This is a genomic window from Mycoplasma miroungirhinis (genome assembly GCF_013008815.1).
GTDB lineage: Bacteria > Bacillota_I > Bacilli_A > Mycoplasmatales > Metamycoplasmataceae > Metamycoplasma > Metamycoplasma miroungirhinis.
Genome location: NZ_CP053097.1, coordinates 450,539 through 475,935 on the forward strand (window position 1 = coordinate 450,539; position 25,397 = coordinate 475,935).

Below are 25,397 nucleotides of genomic sequence, written 5' to 3' on the forward strand. Positions count from 1 at the left end.
ATTTTATATACCATTATCAATATCTTAGTGATTTCTATAAATTCTCTTTTATTAAAAAAATTAATAGTCTTTAATAAAAAATGTTTATTTTTATTTCACTTATTTAAAATCATAAAACAATGTTAAAAAGTAAAATAGATAATAATACAATTGATGCTAATTCATATAACACTGCAACAGATGCTTTAAAAACAAAAGCAGCAAATGTATATCAATCATTAAGTAATGAAGTTAATACTTATTTAACTACTAGTCCAATTAAAGATGAAAATTATAAAGATTTAAAAACTAACCTTGAAAATACCAAAACAACACAGGATAATATTGCTTTACCTCAGCGTAAGCCAAGTGTTAAACAAGTTTCAGATGCTTATAAAGCATTAAATGATAAATATAATGACACAAAAACTAAGGTTGCAACTCGTCAACGTTTAGTTAATTCATATAATAGTGCAAAACAACAAGCAGAAGCAGATAAAAATGAATTTACTAATGAAAATAATGACATTCAAACTTGATTTAATTCAGAAATAACTAAAATAGACCAAAAAAGAAAAGATGCAATTAATCATAATCCTTCAACTTTAAGTGATGTTATGTTTACAACTTGAACTAATGAACTAAATAATCTTAAAGTTAATGCACAAAAAAAATTAATTGATAAAATGCTTAAAGAAATTGAAGACAAATTAAAATTACCAGAAAGCGATAGAGTAACTGAAAGCGCTAACGCTTATAATCAGTTAAAGGAATTAAAAAATAGATTAACTACTTTAAAAAGTAACAATGATATAAATCAATTAAAAACTCAAAATAAAGAAATTAGTAGTTCATTAAAACAACATATTAAAACTATTGATGATAATATAAAAGCATACAATGCAGAACATTCTAAAGCAGTTGATAAACTAGCAAAGGAAAAAACATATGTAGATGGTTTAACAACTACATTAGATAAGATTGTAGATTATACAAATACATGAGGTAAATCTACTAATTTAAAAAGACAACATGAAGATAAAAGTGATTCTATTGTCGATCCAAATCACAATACTTTATCTAAAGATAAAAAATATTTTAAAGAAAAAATTACAGAATTACATAATGCATTACCTGCTTATGATACTAAAGCACAAAGTAAATCTATAATGCAAAATAAAGAAGTTAATAATCATGAATTTGGTAAATTAGATTCAAATCAAATGAAAAATAATTTAAATTCATTTAAAGCTACCGCAATTACCTGAATACACATAACCGAAATAGAAAAACCTGAAAATGGATTTAATGGTAGATATACACCTATACATGTAGAAGGTGTTACTAGAGATGAAAGTACAAATCACTTATATAGTGATGTTAAACATAATTTTATAGATAATTATGATGCAAAATACAATCCACCAACAACTAATGGCGAACAACCAGTTCAAAAAGATATAAACTTTGAAGATTATGTAACTTATAGAAATATTTGGTATAAATCTGTTGAATCTTATGAAAAAGAAATGTATAAATTAAAAGCTCAATTAAAAATATTATTTGGATACAATGATAATCATCAACCTGGAACATTTGTACAAAAATTTAGAGAATTATATAGATATGTTCATTTAGTTTCTGGATTTAAAGACTGATATGATATTTTTAGTTATTATTTTTATGAAATGCAAATTGGTGTAAATTATTATGAAAATTTTGATAGTTATCAAATTCATACAACTCAAAATGGTCAAAGTCATTACAATATCTTACATTATAAAGATGTTGCTGAAGATTTAGTTCAATTCCAAAAATTCGACAAATATGGTCTAAAAAACATTTCCAATAAAGATGATATTAGATTAAGTATGAATATGTTTATTCAAGAAATAGAAGCACATAGGGGTACAATGTCTGCAACTACCTTTAAGAAATATTGAAGATTAGATAATTATTCACAATATTATTGAAATAATAAATACAAATGAAATGCATTAAAAATTAATGATAATGAAGATAGTCTTTCATTTAATGAATTTATCAAACGAATAATTGAATCATTATTGCATAAATTAAATATTCCTTTAAATGATAATAATGATAGATTAGTTAGAGAATATAATAATATTACTAGTGTTGGTTATTTGAATAATAATTACGATACTACATGAAAAACTCATGAAGATAAAATACACAATATAATAAAAACCTATTTTGAGTATATAGAAAATAGATATACACCTACAAATGGTGAATTTAAACAATTAGTCTTATGAGATGGAATTAATAATCAAAGTTCATCTACACATGCAATATCTGTACCTAATAAATTAAATTATTACCATAAACGAGATTCATTTTATATAAAATAAATACTATAAAGAACTTTTATAGAAATTTTCAATTTTTAATCGAAGTAAATGACTTAAATTAATAATATTACAAAACACAAATAAGATAATGCTTAAAATAATTATCTTATTTTTTTAACTTAGATTTTTGGATAAAAATATTACTTAACTAAGTTGAAAAAAATTATCAAAAAATATTTTTTAATATTTTGAAAAGAAGTTAATTAATTTAAAAAAACAAAATTGTAAGAATAAAAAGGATTAAAAATTATTATAAAAATTATAGATAGACAAAAATTATAAAATCATTAAAAGACATAGTCATAAATATGTTTATTTAATAACGAAAAAAAGCACAAAAAGAGAATTAATTCAAAAATTAAATAAAAAAATAAAGATAAAAATATATAAGACATAAAAATAGTTTGAATATAAATCAATCCAGTTTTTTATCCTTATATAATATTTTAAAAAATGGTTGTTTTTATTTGTCAAAGAAAATGAATAAAAAACGTAACTAAAAATATAAAAATTATTTAATTTTAAGAACCAAAAACTAATAATAAACACACACTGAAAGTTTTAAAAAAATTCATCAAACAAGTAAAAAAATGCAGATATTTACTCAAAAAATACTTCTATTTTCACTTTTTTATTAATTTTTTGAAAATGTAGCATTTACTAAACTTATTATATTTCAACAAAATCTTTTTTTTTTTTTTTTGGAATATAATTTTGTTATAAATACTAAAAATTAAAAAATTTATTTAGGAAATATTTTTAAATAATAGTTTGGAAAAATATGAAACCAAATCAAAAAAAATTAAAAAAAATAAGTGGTATATTAGCTACATCAACTGGTATCTTAGTTGCAACTACAACTGCTTTCATTGTTGAAGAAGTTAGATTAAATAATTTAATTAAAGAACAACAAAGACTATGAATTGATTTAGATAATTTTAAAAAGAGTGCATTAAAAAATGATCCATTTTTAACTCAAATTGTGCAAAATATTTTAAATGATAATTCAGTTTTAAATGTTTTTAATGATAGATTTAAAAAAGTTAAAATGAAAATAGAAAATCTTAAATTCGCATTAGATAAATTTCAAACAATAATAGAAAATAAAAAAGAAAAACTATTTGAAAAATACATTTCATTACAAAAAGAAATAAAAGATTACATTGATAAAGACTTAAAATTTGATGAATATAAGGATTTAAAAGTCAGACTTCAAAACTCAAGTAATGATGCTAAAAATAGTGTTGATAGTGATAATAGCGATACAAATATTATTAATCAAATCAAAATTCTTAAAGACAATTTAGAAAAAACTAAAAGGGCAAAAGCATTGCAAGATAATGATATTAAAGCAATGAATTTTGTTGATTTTGAATCTGCTTTAAAGAAATTAAATGACTTTATTAATCAAACATTATCTTCACAAGATTTTTATGATAATTTAAAATCAAATGAAGAAATCAACCGTGATGAAATTATTAAACATATCGATCCTGAAACTTCAAGTGTTGGAGACATTTTAGAAGCAAAAGAAAAATTAATTGTTGAATTAGAAATTGCAAAACAAAAAGCACTTGAAATTTCCAAAATAGAACTTGAAAAAATCCATCAAAAAGCTCAAAAAGATTCAATCAAAAAATCTTTTGATGATGCATATGAAACATTAAAAAATTCCGCTACAAATAAACAAATTAAAAAAGCACTAGAACAAGAATTAAAACAATATAAAGATATTAGAGATAATCAATCATCAACTTATGAGCAAATTATTCAAGCAACAGAAGATTTAAGAAATTCTGGTTTAGATACTAAAATTACTCAAACTAATCAAAAACAAAATGAATATGAACAACAATTAACACAAGTTTTTGATGATACTAAATTAACTCAAAAATTTGGAAATGATGATGCTAAAAAAAATAAATATAAAGAAGATATTGTAAAAGTAAAACAAGAACTTCAAAATGTTTTAGATTCTCAAGATTCATCATTAGATAATTTAAAAGATGCTTATGAAGCAGCAAAAGATAAAATCCAAGATTTAAATTCTGATACTGAAACTATTCATAACGATGCTATTAGAAAATATAAAGAAGCTTTAAAAAAATCTAAATCTAAAAAGGATTCAATTATAAAACCAGAAGAAAGCAAAATTCAAAAAGATCTTGAAGATACAATTTCTACAAACACAATTGAAAATAATAATATTGATTCCACACCAACAAATGAATTAAGACAAAAAACAAGAGAATTGCAAAAGGTAATAGAACAAACAACTCAAAAACAACAAGAAATTCAAACTGCAAAACAAAGATATGATAATAAAGTTGTTGAAGTAACAGATGCTAAAAACACTTATCCTATTTATGCAACTGAACTACAAAATTCAATAGCTAGTGCAAAATCAATAATTGATGGTAAACAAACTAATAAAACTATTGAATCTTCTGATTTTAATACTCAAAAAGACAACTTACAAAATGCTTTAGATAAAGTAAAAACTAAAAAAGCTTTTGATGATGCATATGAAACATTAAAAAATAATGGTTCAACAGAACAAATTAAAAAAGCAATTGTAAAAGCATTAAAACAATATAAAGATATTAGAGAAAATTCAAATTCAACTACAGATGAAATTAAAAAAGCAACTAGCAATTTAAATGGTTTAAATTTAAATACTAAAATTACTGAAACCAATCAAAAACAAAAAGAATATGAACAAGAACTAGCAAACACTCTGGATACTAATGAAAAATTAACTCAAAAATTTGGAAATGATGATGCTAAAAAAAATAAATATAAAGAAGATATTGTAAAAGTAAAAAAAGAACTTCAAAATGTTTTAGATTCTCAAGATTCATCATTAGATAATCTAAAAGATGCTTATGAACAAGCAAAAGATAAAATTAAAGAGTTAAATTTAAATGTTGAGAATACTCATAATCAAGTATTTGCTGAGTACAAAAAAGCTTTAGAAGTAGCTAAAACTAAAAAAGAATCATTATATAAACCAGAAGAAAACAAAATTCAAAAAGATTTAGAAAATAAAATTTCTACAAACACAATTCAAGAAAATAATATTGATTCAACACCAACTAGTGAATTAAAACAAAAAACTGAAGCATTAAAAACCGCTAAAACTAACGCAGATCAAAAACAACAAGAAATTCAAAGCGCAAAACAAGGATATGATGCAAAAGTTAATGAATATAATCAATATAAAAATAAACAAGAAAATAATGAATGAAAAAATGAATTAGAAACTGAACAGAATCATCAAGAAAATGCATTAAATACTAAGATTCATAATAATACAATTGTTTCAGGTGATTATATTTTAGCAAAAGAAGCTTTAGATAATAAAATAAAAGAAGTAGCGGGATTAAAATATAAAAAATTAAGTGAAGACGTTAAAACATACATAACTTCTACATTATCAACTTCTGATAATTATTATAAAGATTTAAAAAATGCTTTAGAATCTACAAAAACTACTGAAGATAATAAATCATTAATTCCTACTCATCAACCAACTAGAGAGCAAGCCGAAGCTTCATATGCTACATTAAATAGTAAATATACTGAAATTAAAGATAAATACGTTCAAAGAACAACTTTAATTAATAGTTTCAATAATGCAAAAAATAATGCAAATGCAGCTAAAACTCAAATAAAAACAGATTTTGCTGATATTAATATAGATTCTTGAATTGAAGAGGAAATGAAGAAAATTAATAATAAATTTACAAGTGATGTAAATAACAGCTTAATTGATAATTCATTTACTAACGCAATTACTTCATATCAACAATTAATTCCTAATGCTTATAAAGAAATTGTTAAAAAGATTCAAGAAAAAATTCAAACAGCATTAAATGAACCAAACGAAAATAGAATTCAAGAAAGTCAAAATGAATATACTGAATTAGAAAAATTAAAATCACAACTTGATTCAATGAATTATTCAAATGATTCATATAAGGAATTAATAGCAACTATTAATAATAATGTAAATAATCATATTTCAAAAATTAATTCTAATAAAGAAAAATATAGAACAGAACATGAAGCTGCTTTAGCAAAAATAACAGAACATGAAAATTATGTAAAACAATTAGAATCTGAATTAAGTAGTTGATTAAATGTGGAAACTTCATGAGGTAAAAGTATTGGTGAAAAAGCTCTAAAAACTACTACATTAATAAAAAATGATACTCAAATATTCAATGATGCTAAAAATACTATCCCTAAATTAAAAACAGAAATTCAACAATTAAAAACCAAAGTTAATTCTAAATCTATTGATTTAAATACAGAAGTAAAAAATTATGTTTTAAAAAGCAATTTACCACAAGAAACAATTAATACATACACTCAACATTTACATGATCTTACAGATACATTTTTAAAAAATTCAAATATACAAGATTCAGAAAATGGATTTAATGGTTCAAATAATTTAATAAATAAAAGAATTGAAGAATATACACTAGATTATTCATCAGTAAATGTATATAATTCTTTACAAAATGATTTTCTTAACAATTATCAAACTAAACAAAATGCTCATACATTTTTAAATATTTTAGATTATAAGAAGTATAAAAAAATAGTATATGAAGGTGTTAAATTATATGAAACAGAAATGTATAAATTAAAAAATATACTATCCAAATATGTTGGTTTTGAGAAAAAAACAAAATGAGGTGAATATGTTAAAGCATTTAGAAAGTTATATGGTCTTTTACCACAAATAGCTGCATATGAACCATGAAATAAGAAGTTAAATGATTATTATCAAATATTAAAATCTGCATCATTTCAATTAATACAGTTTGATACATTTAAAATAAGATATCCTTCTAATTGAAATAAACAAGAAGAAAATATACATTTTAAAGATGTTTATAATAATATTTATGAAATGCAATTTTCTGCTAAAAAATATGAAACTAATACAAATAACAATCACGGAATTTATAGTTTTATAAATGAAATAAAATCAAATGATGGTTCATTACAAGTAAAAAATAATAATACAACTGAGGATTTAACACTTAAAGCAAGATCTGATTATTATTGACAAAGTTCTAGTTATACATTGACAAATGATCTACATTCTTTAAAATTAAAAAATTCTACTTCATCTCAAAAATTAAACTTTTTAGAATATATCGAAAAAATGATAGATGCATTAACTAAAAATAAACCTGGAAATGGATTTCCATTATCATTTAAACCTACAAAAATTAAAAATGATATTAAAAGAGATAATGATACACCAATTGTTAATGAATATATTAAATTTAGAGATTATGTAGAAAAAAAGATTATTCAATTTTTCAATCAAATAGATCTATATATAAAATATACACCAGATTTATTTATCTATCCACAGTTAATATTTTGAGATGGTAAATCTTCAGATAAAAATAGTTTAGGAGTATATGAAAGACTAGATTATTATGACAATACTGTAGGATTAGTAATTAAAAAATAAATTTAAAATCAAGTACCACAATGAACTGGAACTTGATTTTTGTTTTTAAATAATGCTTTATAAATATTTAACATTTTAGAACATATTATTAAGTAAAATAACATAAAATAGTTAAAATAAACTAGGAAAGAAATTAAAATCAAATATTTTGATTGTTGATATAATACTACATTTCTTAAGGTTTTTTTTAATTAAATTTTTCTATAAGTCTTTAATTTATTTATACAAATAAAAAAATTGTTAAACTTTATTTTGGATTATTACTAAGTAAAGATTTTAGTTTTTTTAATTTACCAACATTTAAATTACATTTAAAAACTGATTTTTTTAAAAAAAAGTGATAAAAAAAATGAAAAATAGACTTATAAAACTATTTTTCATTAATTTTTACGTTTTAAATTAAAAATGAAATTCTTCTGGTGGATTATAATAATCTAAACTGTCTAATGCATGAGTTGATGATGCATCGTTACCTTTTGCATCTCATAAAACTAGTTGTTTAAATTCACCATTTGTAGGTTGATATTTTTTTTCTATATATTTAAAATATGTGTCTATTATATTATTTATTCTATCTTCATGTTTTTTTCATGTTCGGTCGATTTTGGTGTTTAGACCCAATTTAAAACCATAAACCATTTCTAATTGTTTATATTGTTTAGCTAATTCATCATTTGGATCGTCTTCATTAATATTTAACTTCTTTAATAAAGATTTTATTAAAAATTTTATATAGTCATTAAAATTGTATGTATCTAGTTTACCATTTGCTAATTTTAACTTATTTCAATTAGCATTTTTATATCAATAATATTGTGAATAATTATCTAATCTATAACTAGCTCCTGGATAATTACCTTGAAGTTCCCCTCTTCGTTGATTTATTTCATCAATGAAAATTTGCATACTTGATCATTTATCATCTTTTCCTTCTTTAGTTCGAAGACCTTTTTTATCAAATTTTTGGAATGTAGCTAAATCTTCATATACATCTGAATATAATAATTGATTTGTATATGGTTTTCCATTATGAGTAATATTAATTTGGTAATCATCAAAATTTTCATAATAATTTACACCAGTAACCATTTGATGGAAGTAACGATGTAAAATAGATGCTCATGCTTCTACACCAGCGATTAAATGAACATATCTATATAATTCTCTAAATTTTTGTACAAATGTTCCAGGTTGATGATTATCATTGTATCCAAATAATATTTTTAATTGAGCTTTTAATTTATACATTTCTTTTTCATAAGATTCAACAGATTTATACCAAATATTTCTATAAGTTACATAATCTTCAAAGTTTATATCTTTTTGAACTAGTTGTTCGCCATTAGTTGTTGGTGGATTGTATTTTGCATCATAATTATCTATAAAATTATGTTTAACATCACTATATAAGTGATTTGTACTTTCATCTTTAGTAACTCCTTCTGCTCCTGTAAATGTATGTTCTCCATTAAATCCATTTTTTGGGTCATCTATTTTGTTAATATGTATTCAGGTAATTGCGGTTTGTTTAAATTCATCTAAATAAGTTTTTAACTGTTTTGAATCTAATTTACCAAATTCATGATTATTAACTTCTTTATTTTGCATTATAGATTTACTTTGTGCTTTAGTATCATAAGCAGGTAATGCATTATGTAATTCTGTAATTTTTTCTTTAAAATATTTTTTATCTTTAGATAAAGTATTGTGATTTGGATCGACAATAGAATCACTTTTATTTGTATTTTGTCTTTGTAAATTAGTAGATTTACCTCATGTATTTGTATAATCTACAATCTTATCTAATGTAGTTGTTAAACCATCTACATATGTTTTTTCCTTTGCTAGTTTATCAACTGCTTTAGAATGTTCTGCATTGTATGCTTTTATATTATCATCAATAGTTTTAATATGTTGTTTTAATGAACTACTAATTTCTTTATTTTGAGTTTTTAATTGATTTATATCATTGTTACTTTTTAAAGTAGTTAATCTATTTTTTAATTCCTTTAACTGATTATAAGCGTTAGCGCTTTCAGTTACTCTATCGCTTTCTGGTAATTTTAATTTGTCTTCAATTTCTTTAAGCATTTTATCAATTAATTTTTTTTGTGCATTAACTTTAAGATTATTTAGTTCATTAGTTCAAGTTGTAAACATATCATCACTTAAAGTTGAAGGATTATGATTAATTGCATCTTTTCTTTTTTGGTCTATTTTAGTTATTTCTGAATTAAATCAAGTTTGAATGTCATTATTTTCATTAGTAAATTCATTTTTATCTGCTTCTGCTTGTTGTTTTGCACTATTATATGAATTAACTAAACGTTGACGAGTTGCAACCTTAGTTTTGGTGTCATTATATTTATCATTTAATGCTTTATAAGCATCTGAAACTTGTTTAACACTTGGCTTACGCTGAGGTAAAGCAATATTATCCTGTGTTGTTTTGGTATTTTCAAGGTTAGTTTTTAAATCTTTATAATTTTCATCTTTAATTGGACTAGTAGTTAAATAAGTATTAACTTCATTACTTAATGATTGATATACATTTGCTGCTTTTGTTTTTAAAGCATCTGTTGCAGTGTTATATGAATTAGCATCAATTGTATTATTACCTATTTTACTTTGTAACATTGTTTCTTGATGTGTTAATTCAGTTTGTAATTCTTGAGTTTTTGAATTTGCTATGTTTTTAAATGCTGTATATTGAGTTTTAGAAGTTTCAAATTCTTGTTTTTTACTATTAATTTCATTTACTTGACTTTGAGCATTTGTTTTTGCAGTATTTAATGCTTGAATTTGTACTTGGATTTGTTCTTCAGTTTTATTTGCATAATTACTATTTTTATTAACATTATTATCAGCACGTGTAATAGCATCTAATAAATCTTTATTTTTTATTTTATTATATTCAGGTTTTGTTAAAGAGTTTTTATAATTTTCCACTTCATTTCTTTTTGTTTCATATTCTGCTATTTTTTGATACTTAGGAATATCAGATTCAAGTTGAGTTAATTTATCTTTAGCATCTTTATAAGCTTGAGCTAGTTTTTCTGGATTATTTGCAGCAGCTGTTATATCACTAGTTAATTTATTAGTAATTTCAGTTTTTTTAGCATTAATTTTATTTTTAGCATCTTGATTTGTAACTTTATGAACTTTAGTTTCTAAAGAAGTTTTAGCTTGTGAATATGCATCTTTATTAGTTTTAATGTTTTGAGCTTTAGTAATTGCAGTTTGTAATACATCTGTATGAGTTTGATAAACATTTGGTTTTAAGATATCATCTCCTGTAATACTGTTTTCATTATGTGAATTAGTTACTGAATTTATATATTTTTTAATTTCATCATCATTTTTATATTTTCCAGTATTTGAAATAGAACTATCTAATTGTTGTTTAGTAGATAGAAGATTATCTAATTTAGTTTTAACTTGGCTAATTGTATTTAATAAAGTAGTTTTATTTAAATTTTGAGTAGCAGTATTAATTTGATTTGCGGTTGATGATTGATTATCTCTAATAGTTTTTTGAGATGATAATTTATTTTGAACATTTGATTTAAGATTTGAATATTTTGTATCTGTTCCAATATTATCTAATATTTGATTATAAGAATCATCAAATTGTTTTTGAGCTTTGGCTTTATCAAAAGCTGTTTGTAATTTTTGAATTGATTCTTCAATAGTTTGTTGACTTGGAAATGGTGTTACTGTAGGAAGAGATTTTTTATCTTCTTCATCTTTAACTGATTTTAAAGCGTCTTTAATATTTGAATATTTGTTATTACTTAAATCACTAGAAATATATGTTGCAACTTGATCACTTAAAGTTTTATATGCATTAGATTTTGAAACATTAGTATTTGCTTGTTTTTCATCTTCTTTTGCTTTTGCAATTGCTTTATCTAAAATATCTTTTGCACCTTGATATTTTGTAGGTGTTTTAGGATCTACTAATACTTTTTCAGCCTTTTTCTTAGCTTCTTCTAGCTCTTTTTTAATATCATTTGCAGCTGGATTATTTTTTAATCTATTTAAAATAGTTTCTAATTCAGATTTTGAAGAATCATAACCTTGTTTTTGAGCGTTAGTTTCTTCTTGTTTTTTAGCTTCTAAACTATTATTTAAAGTTTTAATTGCTTCATTTGCTTTAAGATATGCTTGTTCTTTTTCTGGATCAGTATGAGCTAATTTTAAATCATTAGTTAATGTTTCATTAATTTTATCTAATGTGTCTTTATATCAAGTTTTAGTTTTTGGATGTTCATTTAAAGTATTTAATGTTTCTGTAGCTTGAGCTTTAGAATTTTCATATTCTTTTTTAGCTTTATTTAATTTTGCTTGATCTAAAGCATCTTGAAGATTTTTAGTTTGATCAAGATAATTTTGTTTGTCAATAGTTGAAGGATCTTTATGAAGATTAGTATTTAAAGCATTATTTGCATTAGTTAGAACAGTGTCTAATGAAGTTTTAATATCTTCATTTTCATTTGTTAAAGTGTTTTTGTAATTATTTAATTCTTTTACTTTTTCATCATAAGCTTTTTTAGCTTCATCTATTTCATGTTCTTTAGTTTTAGCATCATTAATTGCTTCTTGTAATTTAGTTTTAGCATTATTATATGCATCTTCTTTTTCTTGTTCTGATTTAGAAGTATCTTGAATTACATTGTTTAGTTCAGTTTCAATTGCTTGAACTTTATTTTTTAAATCATTTGCAATTTTTTTATGATGATCTTCATTTGTAGCTGCTTTAGTTACATCATCTTTATTATCAACTAATGTTGTTGATAAATCTTTTGATTCTTTTAATTTCTTTTCATAATTTTCTTGTGCTATATTTTTAGAAATATTATTTTTAGCTTGATCTAAAGCATCTTTTGATTTTTGGTATGCTTCTTTAATTTTTTCTCAATCACCATTTGCATTATGTAAATCATTTGTTAAAGTATTTTTTGCATCTTCTATTTCTTTTTTGTATTTATTTAATGCATCTGGATTTGTATTAAATTGATCATCATGAACAACTGATGATTTTGAATTTTCATATGCTTTTTTAGCATTTTCTACTGCTTTTGCATGGTCTAATGCTTCAGTTAGTTTATTTTTAAATTCATTGTATTTATCTTTATTTAAAACATCATTATCTGTTATATTTGATTGTTTATATGATTCTAATGCATCATTTATGATTTTTTTAGCTTCATCTTGGTTTAAATCTAAAGCGTTTTTATATTTAGTTGCTTCATTAACTTTATCATTGTATTGATTAAAGTTATTTACAACTTCTGTAATTTTGTTTTTTAATGCATCATTATCTTTTGATAAATCTTGTGTAACATCTAAAATTGCTTGAGTAGTTGAATGTTGATCATCTCTAATTGCTTTATCATGTTGCATTTCATTAACTAATTTATTTCTAATAGCATCATAATTTGCATGAGGATCAGTAGTATTTTGAGGTACTATGTTTAATATTTCATTGTATTTATCATCAAAAGCTTTTTTAGCTTTTATATTATCAAATGCTGCTTTTAATTTATCATATGCATTATCTAATGTTTCTTTAGTTGAAGTTTCTGTTACATTATTTAAACTATTTTTAACTTCTTCAAGTTCTTGTTTAATGTTTTGATATTTTGGATCTGATAAATCACTATTTATATAATTATTTACATTATTTAATAAATCATTATATTTTTTATATGCTGCTTTTTGAATTGCTTGATCAATTGCATCAGAAGCATTTTTATAAGTATCTGCATTTATAGTTGGTGGAGTTGCATTAATGCTATTTTCAATTGTTTGATTTTGTTGATTTAATACTTCTTGCAATGTAGTTGAAGAAGTAGGATAAAGTTTCATTGCATCAGCAATTGCTTGTTTTTTAGTATCAAAAATATCTTTTTGTTTTTTAACTAATGCTTCTTGAGTTTTTGCATCTTCTAAAGCTTGAGTTAAATTATTTTTAGCCATTTCTATTTTTTGTTGAGTTTGAGTTTTGTAATTTTGAGCATTATCTATATGATCATGGTCATTATTATTTGCTTTTATTGTTTCATTTAAATCATATTTGATTTTTGTTTGGTATTTATGATCTTCATCAACTACTAATGAATCTTTATATGCATTTGCATCATGTAATGCTTTTTCATATTCATCTATTACTTTATTTTTTTCAACGTGTTTTTTAGCTTCTAATAAATTATTTAAAGCATTTTTATAAGTTGCAATTTTTTCTTTATAAGATGTTTGAGAATCTGATTCAAAATCATTTAATTTTTTAGAAAGATTTTGTTTTACTTCTTCAACTTCTGCATTGTATTTATTTTTTGCACCTTGATGTAATGAATCAAAGTCATTATCAGTTAATTTATTATTTAACTCATCTTCATAATCTTTTTTAGCTTTAGCTACTTTAGCATCTTCTAAAGCTTTATCTAAAGCAATCTTTTTAGTTTTATAAACATCTGCATTTAATTTATCTTCATTAGAAGTAATTGATTCTTGATTATTTGCATTTAATGAAGTATCAATTGTATTAATAATATCTTGATATTTAGCTTGATTTGCTTTTAATTGTTCTTTAAAATGTTGTAATTTGTTTAATGATTCATAATAAGGATCAAATTTTTCAATTACAGAATCTAAATTAGAATCTGTTGAAATTAATTTTTTAGTTTCTTTATTAATATCTGAAGCAGTTGATTGTTGATTATCTCTTATATTTTTACTATTTTGTAATGTAGATTCTAAAGCTTTTTTAATTTCTGAATATTTATTATCATTTACTTTTACAAAAATATCTTGGTATTTTTTATCAAAATCAGATTTTGCTTTAGTTAAAACTGCAGCATCATAAGCTGTTTTTAATTTTTTAACTGAATCTTTTAAAGTTTCAATTGTTGGTTTTGGATTAACTGAAGATAATGAACGTGCATCTTCTGTATCTTTTACAGATTTTAATTTATTTTTAATATCTGGATATTCAGGATGTTTTTGAGAATCTTGTAAGTTGGTTTCATCTAATGAATTTAATAATTCTTGTGCTTTGTTAGATAAATCATCATACATATTTTGAAATAAATCTAATTGAGTTTGTTTTGCTTTATTAATTGCTTTATTTAAATTATCAGTTGCTTCATTAACTGCATTTTCATCTGCATTTTGTTTAGTTTTATTTGATTCTTCTAATTCAATTGCAGATTCTAAATTATCCTTAATATTTTTTTCTAAAGGATCGGTTAATGAATTAGCAAAAGTTGAAGCTTCAACTAATTTTTTATCAAATTTTTCTGAAGCTTTAAGAGTTTTTTCTTGATTATTTAAATTATTTAATTCTTCTATTAAATTAGCTTCAGTTGAAGCTGATGAATCATAAATTCCTTTTGCAGCTTCTAAGTCTTTATTAATTTTTTCTACTGTTTTAATATGTTCTGGTTTTGTTTCTGAACCATTTTTTAAGTTAGTATTAACATAATCTTTGATTTCATTAATTTTGTTTAATAAATTAGTTTTTGCTGCTTCTCTTTTAGCTTTATTTGCTTCTCATAATGAATTAGCAGTTTCAGTAGCATCTTTTAATTTATTAGCTTGGTCAGCAAAATTATCTTCTGTTTTATTATTTGTATCTTCTAATGCTTTTGTTGAATCATTAATAACTTTTAATAAATTATCATGTAAGTTTTTATCATCATTATTTAAAACGGGAGTTCCAATATCTAATAATTTATTTTTAGCATTATCTAAAGTTTCTTGATATTTATCTTTTGCTGCTTTAATTTTTTTAGCATTATCTAATGCTTCTTGAAGTTTAGTAATTGATTCAGTAATTGCATCTTTTAAAACACCATCTTTAACTTCAGGATTTTGTTCATTTATATCTTTTTCTAATTTTGTTGATTCTGTTGAAATTACATTATTTAAAGGAGTTTTAATGAAATTATTTGAATCACTTGCACTTAAATTATTTTTAATAAAATTGTTTGCTTCATTTTTAACTGATTCAAATTTACGAAATTCTGCTTTTCTATCATCTTCTTCTTTTTGTTTTTTAGCATCATCTAAAGCTTTTTGTAAACTTTCTTGTGCTTTAATATATGCTTTAATTTTATCTTTTTTAGAAGTAGAATTATCATTTAAAACTTTATTTAAAGTGTTTTGTATATCAGAGATTTTTTTACTTAATTCTTGTTTTATATCACCATATAAATTAGCATCTAAACCATTGCTATATTCATTTGTTTCTGATAATTTAGAATCAAAAGTTTCTTTTGCTTTATTGAAATCAATTTCATCTTTAGCAGCATCAACTTCATCATAAGTTGCTTTTAATTTTGTAGTTGCTTGTTTAATATCATCACTTGTTGATTGAGTATCTTTTTTTGCAACAACTGCATCTGTTTCAGTTTTTGTTTTATTTAATTTTTCTGCTAAATTAGGATAAAGTGCAGAATTAGATTTAATATTATCTAATAAATCTGAGACTAGTTTAACTACCTTATCATAATTAGATTTTTCAGTTTCACGTTTTTCAAAGTTTTTATTTACTTCATTTTTAGTTTCTTCAAAAACTTTTTGTAATTTATTATTTTCATTATCTATTTCTGAAGCATTAGAAAGATTTTTAACTATTTCTTTTGTTTCATTTAATTTATCTTGTAGTTTTTTAATTAAATCTGAAGATTCAGGATGAGTATGTGTGTTTATATATGATTCAATATCTTGATAAGCATTATCAATGTTATTTTTTGCTTGTTTTTTATTTTCAATTAATTTTTCTAAATTTTTTAAAGATTCAGCTGCATCTAAAATTTCTCTAGTTGTTGAATTTGGATCATTTGCAACTTTATCTGTTTTAGTAATCAATTGTTCAATTTCTGTTTTTATTGATTCATATTTTGGATCATTTAATGTATCTTTTATTGTTTTTAAAGAATTTAAATTTTCTTGATATTTATTAAGTGCTTCTTGTTTTTTATCTTTTATAGCATTTTGAATTTTTTTAGCTGATTCTTGAATTTCTAAATATGTTTTTGCATTAATATTTTGTTTTTCATGGTTAAAAATATCTTCAACATATTTTTTTATGTCAGAATATTTATTATCTTGAAAATCATTTAAAAACATTTCAGCTTGTTTTTTTGCTTCATCAAAAAGATCCATTGCACTATTACGCAATTTATCAGTAATATGTTTTTGAACTTTTACTGCTTCTCAATCATTTAAAATATCTTTTATTTTTTTATTGATAACATCTAAATTATTTTCATTTTTAACTAGATTATATTCATCATCTAAATGTTTATTAAATTCATCTTTTAATTCTTTATCATCCGGTGTTATTAAAACTTCATTTGCATATTTTTTAGCTAAATCATAAACTCTTTTAAATTCATTTTGTGATTTTTCATATGCTCTTTGTTTTGCATCTTTTAATTCTTTAATTAAATTTTTATTAGCTTTAATTATATCTGATGTAGTTGATATTTCAGGGTTAATATTTTTGATGATTTTATCTCTATTAGCAATTTCTAAACTATGTAATGAATCATAAAAATCTTCTATTGACAGTGGTTTTTGGATGAAATCATTTAATTCTCTTAAAGATTTTTCATAGTTTGTAATAACTAATAATTTGATATCTTTATCTTTGATTGCTTTTGCTCTTTTTGCATTATCAAAAGCATCTTGAAGTATTTTTAAATTTTTTAATAATTCATCTTCAGTAGATTGAGAATTAACGTGTTTATCAGTTTCTGTTTTGGTATTAAATAATTCATCATAAATGTTTTTATATTCATCATATGAAAGTTGATTGTTTAAAAAGTCTTCAACTTCTTTTGCTAATTTTTGATACTTTGAAAAATCAAGTTGCTTAGCTTGATTAATAATTTCTTTAAATTTAGACAATGCAAACTTTAAATTATCAATTTTTAATTGTACTTGTTGAAAAGTATCATCATATATTTTTAAAACAGGGTTATCTTTTAGAACATTTTTAATAATTTTAGTTAAAAATTCATTTCCTTTTAGTTCAACATTTTTAAAATTATCTAAATCATCTCAAATTTTCTTTTGCGTACTGATTAATTTATTTAATTTAGCTTCTTCAACTAAAAACGCAGTAGTAGTTGCGGTTAAAACAGAAGAAGAAATGGCCAATATACCCATGACTTTTCTTTTATTTTTTTTATTCATAAAAATCCTTAAAATTTCTTAATTATTTATTTTAAAGTTATAAATTTAATATAAAAATATTATTTTTATCTGTAAAATTTGCTATTCTATTATATAAAAATTCCTATGTTTTTAATTTTATTGTTTTAATTTTTCCAAAAAAAAAAAAAAAAACACCCCTTGAGGTGAAAAAAATACGTTTTTGAATTATTTATTTCTTTTTTTAAGTATTTTAAATTTAGTTAATATTAATAAAATTAATATAACTAAACTTGGGACTAAAACACTAATTAAAATAATTATATTTTTAGAAATTTTAGTTGGATTGTTAATTTTATAATTTAATAAATTTATATTTAATTTATCGTTTTTATTATTTAAATTTATTAATGTTAAAGTAACTTTATTTGTAATATCTTTATTTTTAAAAGATTTTAATAATTCTTTTGCAACATCATCTAAATTTTGAATTTTATAATCTTTTTCATATTGATAATTTTTTACAATATCTTTTATTTTTGTAAGTATGAAATTTTTAATCTTTTCTTTTTCATTTAATCCATTTAAATTTATATCTTTAACATTAATATTTTTAAAGATATTTTCTTGGGGGAATTTTTTCTTAATTATAGGTACTTTAATTTTTAATTGAGAAATTGTTGAATTAGAAGATTGTTTTTTATTAAATAATTGAGCTTCAAAATTAACTAATAAAGTTTTTTTATTAAAATCAGGATAAATACTCATTATTTTGACATTTATGTTTGTATCTTTTATTATTTTAAGATCACTTATAGTTATTTCATCTAATGTTTTATTATTTAAAACACTAAATTTAATCTCTTTTATCAATTTATTTAATTCAGTATCTATTTTATTTTGTATATTTATTTTAAATTGTTCATATTGTTTATTAATATCGCTTAAAAGTGATTTTAGTGTTTGAAAATTATTATTATTTTGTTGTAAATTATTTAATTTAGTATTTAAAAATTGATTGTAATTATTAACAATATTAATAAATAATTTATGACGAAAATCTGATTGAATAGCTTCTTTTTGTTGTTTTATTTGTTGTTTAATAATACTTAATAAAGATTGATTTTCTTCTTCAAGATGTTTATTAATTTCCTCTTCTGAAATTTGTAATTTATTTAAAAGTTCTAATAGATGATTTTTACTATTTTCAATTGTTTTAATTGTTGCATTTTCCTCATAAACTACTAAATTGTTTACTTTAATACTATTTTCTATATTACTAATTAAATTATCATATGCATGTTGTGAATTATCATATGTAATTTTTTTATCATTTAATGTTTTAACAATTTGTTCATATTCTAAAATAAGACGTTTTTTATGTTCATTTTCATTAAATAAAATATGAGAATTTTCAAAATCACTTAAAAAGTTATGAAAATCTTGCATTTCATTATTTATTTCACCTAAGCTAAGTGAATTTTGATAAATATTTGATAATTTATTAAGATTAGTTTGAAAATTATGTTGCATTTTCGCAGTATTATTTATGTATTTTTCAGTAGAAATTACATTTTTATTAATTTCATATAAGTTTTTTGCAATATTAATTGCATTTAATAAATTGTTAAAAATATTTTTATTTTTGTTATAAATATCTTGAGTTTGAGAATTTCTTAATTGATTTAAAATATATGTTTTTTGATTAGAAGATAAGTTATTAAATGAATTTTTATCTTTCGAAATTAAATTGAAATTTTTTAGTTGATCCAATTCATTTTCAACATTAATAACATCTTGTTTTGAAGTTGCTATGTTTAATTGTTCATTTAATTGATTTTTTTGAAAATTATATAATAATTCATTTTCTGTAATTTTTTGTTTTAGTTCATCAATTGTTTTATTATCAAATATCGTTTTATATTTTTCCAGATGATTAATAATTTCCAAAACTTGATTATTATTTATGTTTATATTTAAATTATTTTGAGCTTTGTTATACCAAGTATCTAACTCTTGCTTTTGATTATTTTCTAAAACAATATACCCATTAGTATTTTGATAATTATTAAAGAGATTATATACATTTTTTAAAATTTGCATATTGTTATTTAAAATAGACATAACTGAAATTTCATTGTCAATTTCATTTAAATTAATTATATTTTTAATTTTATTTAATGTATTGTGTTTTTGAGCATCATTTAAATTTATAAATGAATTAATTCTTGATTCATAGTTATTTCTAATAAAAGAATCTACTAAATTATTTAGATTTTCTATAGTATTGTAAGTTACTGAATTTGATTTTTTTATTGAATCTAATAATAAATTTTTTTGTTCAGCAAATAACTTATCACTATTTTTAATTTTTAAAGCTAATTGTTGATATTTTGTGTTTAATAAACTAATATTTTTTTCTAAATTCCTTAAATTTGAAATTTTATTATCAATTGTTTGGAAATTATAAATATCAGAATTAAAATTATTTAAATCTACTTTCAATTTATTAATAGTTTGTGTATAAAGTTCTTTATCATGACTTAAAAAATCTAAAAAATGATTATCAGTTTTAAATTGTTCCGAATTTAAAACTAATGTTTTTAAGGTATTTAATTTTTCTTTAAAAACATTTATTTTATCAATTAATATTTTAGGATTTTCTAAATTTTTAATGGAATTAGTTATATCACTTAAAAACATCTGTTTTAAATCTTTGTTGTCATTATTTACAAAGTAATTATTTAAAATTAAGATATTATTTTTCGCTGCTTCAATTTGTGTTTTTAAAGTAGTAATTTCAGTATTAAATGACTGAATTAATTCATATGCTTTAGTTTCTAAGTTATCTAAATTGTTAATATTTTCTAATTGAGACAAAATATCATTAGGTTGATTAATTACTTTTAAAAGTTGATTATTTCAATATTCTTTTGCAAAATTAATTGCAGTTTCAAAATTATTAAAATCATCTTTAGTTTGGTGAATATTTTTAGAATTAAAATTATTAACAAGATTAGTTAAATGTTTTAGAATTTTTGTATTTTTTAATATTGAATTTATTAAGTTAGATAAGTTGAAACTTGTTAAATCCTGGTTTTCATTAAATAAAGAATTAATTTGAGTTTGAATATTATTATATTTATTTAATTTGTCAAGATTTTGAGAATTAAAAATTTTTGTATTTAGTCTATTAAATACATTTTGTTTTAATTCTAAATCATTTAAATAATTATAAAAATCATTTAAATTTGTCTTAATATTATTTCATTTAGTTTCATAACTATTTAAAATAGTGTTTGAATCTGGGTTTTTTGTTGATATTTTATTAATTTCATTAATATATTTTAAATCTATATAATTAGAGATTTTTGGGTATTTTTGAGTAAATAATTGTTTAATTTGAGTAATTTCATCAATTAATCTACGTTTTTTTAATAAAATCAGATTATCTAAAATATCAATATTTCTTAGTTCTTTTTGATTATATTTTCTTTGTTGATATCATCCGTTATTTGGTGTTAATTTATATGATTTAATAACTAAATTATCATTTTTATGTAGTGTTTGATTTAAAGTTATTTTAAAAGTTAAACTATTATAATTATCATCTAAATATTTTGTTTGGATTTTTTGATTATTTAAATAAACTTCAATATTGGTGTTTTTATATCTTTGTCAATCATCTGTTTTAAAAATTAATTCATTATCTTCTTCAAAAACATCTTGCAATTTTAACTTTAAAACGTTTTTACCTATACCTTCAGAATCTAAATATTCATCACTATAATAAAAATTAGTACGATAAATTGATTGTATTAAAGCAGGTCCAGGAAAATCAGTATATATAACACCTAAAGTGGATAATTTTTCATTTTTATTTAATCAATCATTTAAAGGACCATTCATTTTATAAGCACTAGATAAAGGTCTTCAACCACTTGCAAAAGATACAAAATTTACATATAAATTTTGTTCACTATATGGACGATTATTTGCACTATTAATTAAGTCTTTGACTAACTGTAGTTTTGAAGATGGATCTACTCCATCATATTTATCTTGTTCTGTATAATTTTTATAAACAAGTTCACGATATAAAAATCCGCCTTTACGGCTTTGATTTACTTTATGATGTCAATGATTTAAAATAATAACTTTTCCTCTGTATTGTCCTATATTAAAACCATTTTGGTCTTGAATTTCAAACAAACTTTTTCCTTGTGGATTGTATAAATATTTATTATATTTATCTAAAACATTATTATATATTCTACTAGCATTATTTGCATCATATCTAGAATTAACATCAAAATTTTCATCCTTAATTCTAATTACTACAAACTCGGTTTTATGTTTCTCTAAGTACTTAGTAATTTCATTCATCGCACTATTAAAAGTGCTTTGTGAATATGTTGATCCATGTTTTAATCAACCATCACTTGTCATTCTTAAATCAAACGCTCTTATTCCTAATCGCAATTGATCATTGAAATTATATGCTTGCGTCCTTGCGTATTGTGAACCGAATGTATAAGCTATTCCTCTTCCATTTCACATTGCTGAATCATGAGTACCTGGAATACTTAAAGAAAATAAACTACGGTCGTCTTTTATTTCACTCATTCAGTTTTCCGCTAACACTCTATTAAATCGATCTTTAATATCTTTATTATCTCAAACATAAGCTAAATTATTATCTTTATGAACATTTTTATCAATACTGTTATTTAAAGACATAGCAATAAGAGAAACAACAGGTATAAAAGTACTAGCACTAACAAATAATAATTTTTTTGACATATTTTCCTTAATAGCTAATTATAAACATTAATATTATTATATTGAAAACATTTTATTTACAAAATAAATCTATAAAATATAACAAAAATTTTATTAATTTTAAATTTATTATGTATAAATAATTTAATTTTGTTTTATTTTAATTTTAGTTACTATATATAATTTTTATATAGAAATTAAAAAGGAAATAATATGGAAAAATTTTATAATTTTAAAAATAGACAAATTCATTATTTAGAAATTAATAAAAATTTTAAGAAAAATGTTTTATTAATTCACGGTTTTACTTCTGAAATTGGTTATTTAGAAGAAGTATATAAATTATTTGAAAATGAATATAACATTTATGCAATTGATTTACCAACACATGGACAAAGTGAAATTGCAAATGAATTAATGAATATGGAATCATTTCGTGATTTAGTTATTGATTTTGTAACTAATAAAAATTTACATAATTTAACACTAGTAGGTCATTCAATGGGTGGTGGAGTTTCTGCTACAGTTTCTCCATATTTAGAAAAATACTTAGACAAAGTTATTTTATTAGCACCAATGAATAGAACAATGCTTAAATATAATTACAAATGACCTTTATTCTTCCCACGTAACTTAGAAGATTATAAAAAACTTATTCCGGTACTTTTTTATAATCCTGAACCTATTTTAACTAATGTAGAAACTTTAAAACAAGTGGAAAAGAAATTCAGTGATGAAAATACACATAAAAGATTAGATGTAATTTATGATTGAGGATATAAAATGCCTGAAGAACATAATCAAATTATAGTAGATGAAGGTATTAAAAATTGTCCAGTTCCTTTAGCTTTAATAAATGGAGATCACGATGGTATAGTTGATGTTGAATTATGTAATGACCATTATCTAAAATTAAACAAAAAAACTAAACATTATGTAATTAAAAATTCAGGTCATAGTATGTGATTTGAAAATCCAGTTGATTTTAAAGCTGCTATTTTAGATTTTATTAATAGTTAATAATTAATTTGTTTCAATCTAAATCAAAAAAATAGGTTTTGGCCTATTTTTTTGATTTAGATTAATATAACTATTTTTGTAAGTTTTTTAGTTGAGGGAATAATAAAACTTCTCTAATTGAATCATTTCCAGTTAATAACATCACTAAACGATCAATTCCAATACCGCATCCACCAGCAGGAGGCATTCCATACTCTAAAGCTTCAACAAAATCTCAATCAATTTCATTTGCTTCTTCATTTCCTGATTCTTTTTCTGATAATTGATTTTCAAAACGTTCTAATTGATCAATTGGATCAGTTAATTCGGTAAACATATTAGCAAATTCTTTTGTATTTATAAATAATTCAGCTCTTAATGTAAAACGAGGATCATCTGGAATTTTTGTAGCTAATGGTGAAATTTCAATTGGATGACCTCAAACAAATGTTGGTTCAATTAAATCTTTTTCAACATATAATTCAAATAATTCATTAATTACATGACCTAATTTAAAATATTTTTCAACTTTAATTCCGTGTTTTTTTGCTAATTCTATTGCTTGTTGATCATTTAATTCTCTTATATTTAGTCCTATTTTTTGACTTACTGCATCTACCATATTTATTCTTTTAAATGGAGTTTTAAGAGAAATTTCTTTACCACCAAATGTTACTTTATCAATATTTAATTCTTTTGATAAATATTCAAATAATTGTTCACAACGTAACATCATACCTTCCATATTTGAATATGCTTCATAAAATTCAATTGATGTAAATTCAGGATTATGTGTTGTATCAACACCTTCATTTCTAAAAATACGACCTATTTCATAAACTCTTTCTAATCCACCTACTAATAATTTTTTAAGTGGTAATTCAGTTGCAATACGTAAATAAAAATCACTTTGTAAAGCATTATAATGAGTAACAAAAGGTTTGGCAGCAGCTCCACCTAAAATAGGTTGTAAAACTGGTGTATCGACATCTAAATAACCTATATTATCGAAGAATTTTCTTACTGCAGAAATAATTTTAGAACGTAAAATAAATGTATTTCTTGTTTCCTTGTTTACAATTAAATCTACATATCTATGTCTATATCTTTCTTCTTGATCAACTAATCCATGGAATTTATCTGGTAAAACTTTTAATGATTTAGTTAAAAGTTCAATTTTCTTAGCTTTTATCATTAATTGTTCAGTATGTGTTTTAGAAACAGTACCTTGAGCAAAAATAATGTCACCTAAATCTAAATTTTTTAATATTTCTTGTTGTATCTCATCAAGTATTTTTTTATCTACATAAATTTGAATAGTGTTATCTCTATCTTGGAGCACAAGAAAAGGACCTCTTTTGGCAATTAATCTACCATTAATTGAAATAGTTTTGTTTTGGTTTTCTAATTCTTCTCTTGAAAAATTAGAAAATTCTCCAATAATTTGACTTGTTGTATGAGAGGCAGGAATTGCTAATTCAAAAGCTTGTTTATTAATATTTTTAAAGTTTTGTATTTTTTCACGTCTAATAATTTCTTGTTCTGATAATTTTCTGGTCATATTACTCCTTAAACATTGAATATAATAAATAAAATTT

General features: G+C 21.9%; 6 protein-coding genes. 3 read left to right on the plus strand and 3 right to left on the minus strand.

From position 1 onward, the window contains the following. Nucleotides 1-119: 119 nt before the first annotated feature. Together HLA92_RS01960 and HLA92_RS01965 are read left to right on the plus strand one after the other, a co-directional pair. Complete coding sequence (locus HLA92_RS01960) at nt 120-2,354, plus strand: hypothetical protein (protein WP_171113015.1); 2,235 nt, start codon at nt 120-122, stop codon at nt 2,352-2,354. A gap of 781 nt (nt 2,355-3,135) precedes the next feature. Then, nucleotides 3,136-7,854 (plus strand): coiled-coil domain-containing protein, encoded by a 4,719-nt coding sequence (locus HLA92_RS01965; RefSeq protein ID WP_171113017.1) that lies wholly within the window; start codon nt 3,136-3,138, stop codon nt 7,852-7,854. Between the two features lie 399 nt (nt 7,855-8,253). On the opposite strand, the gene HLA92_RS01970 is transcribed toward HLA92_RS01965, so the two are convergent. Further along, a complete protein-coding gene (locus tag HLA92_RS01970; RefSeq protein ID WP_171113020.1) occupies nt 8,254-18,060 on the minus strand; it encodes a hypothetical protein in 9,807 nt (3,268 codons plus the stop codon). Nucleotides 18,061-18,246: 186 nt separating this feature from the next. Continuing rightward, nucleotides 18,247-22,821, minus strand: a complete 4,575-nt coding sequence (locus HLA92_RS01975; RefSeq protein WP_171113022.1) for a hypothetical protein — start codon at nt 22,819-22,821, stop codon at nt 18,247-18,249. A gap of 192 nt (nt 22,822-23,013) precedes the next feature. Here HLA92_RS01975 and HLA92_RS01980 point away from each other — a divergent pair, with 192 nt between their 5' ends. Beyond that, nucleotides 23,014-23,820 carry an alpha/beta fold hydrolase gene (locus HLA92_RS01980; protein ID WP_171113024.1) on the plus strand — a complete coding sequence of 269 codons (807 nt, stop codon included), beginning with the start codon at nt 23,014-23,016 and terminating at the stop codon, nt 23,818-23,820. A 70-nt stretch (nt 23,821-23,890) separates the two neighbouring features. Here the strand turns inward: HLA92_RS01980 and lysS are convergent, their stop codons facing one another. Continuing rightward, nucleotides 23,891-25,360, minus strand: coding sequence for a lysine--tRNA ligase (lysS, locus tag HLA92_RS01985; protein WP_171113027.1), 1,470 nt, complete (start codon nt 25,358-25,360; stop codon nt 23,891-23,893). Nucleotides 25,361-25,397 lie beyond the last annotated feature (37 nt).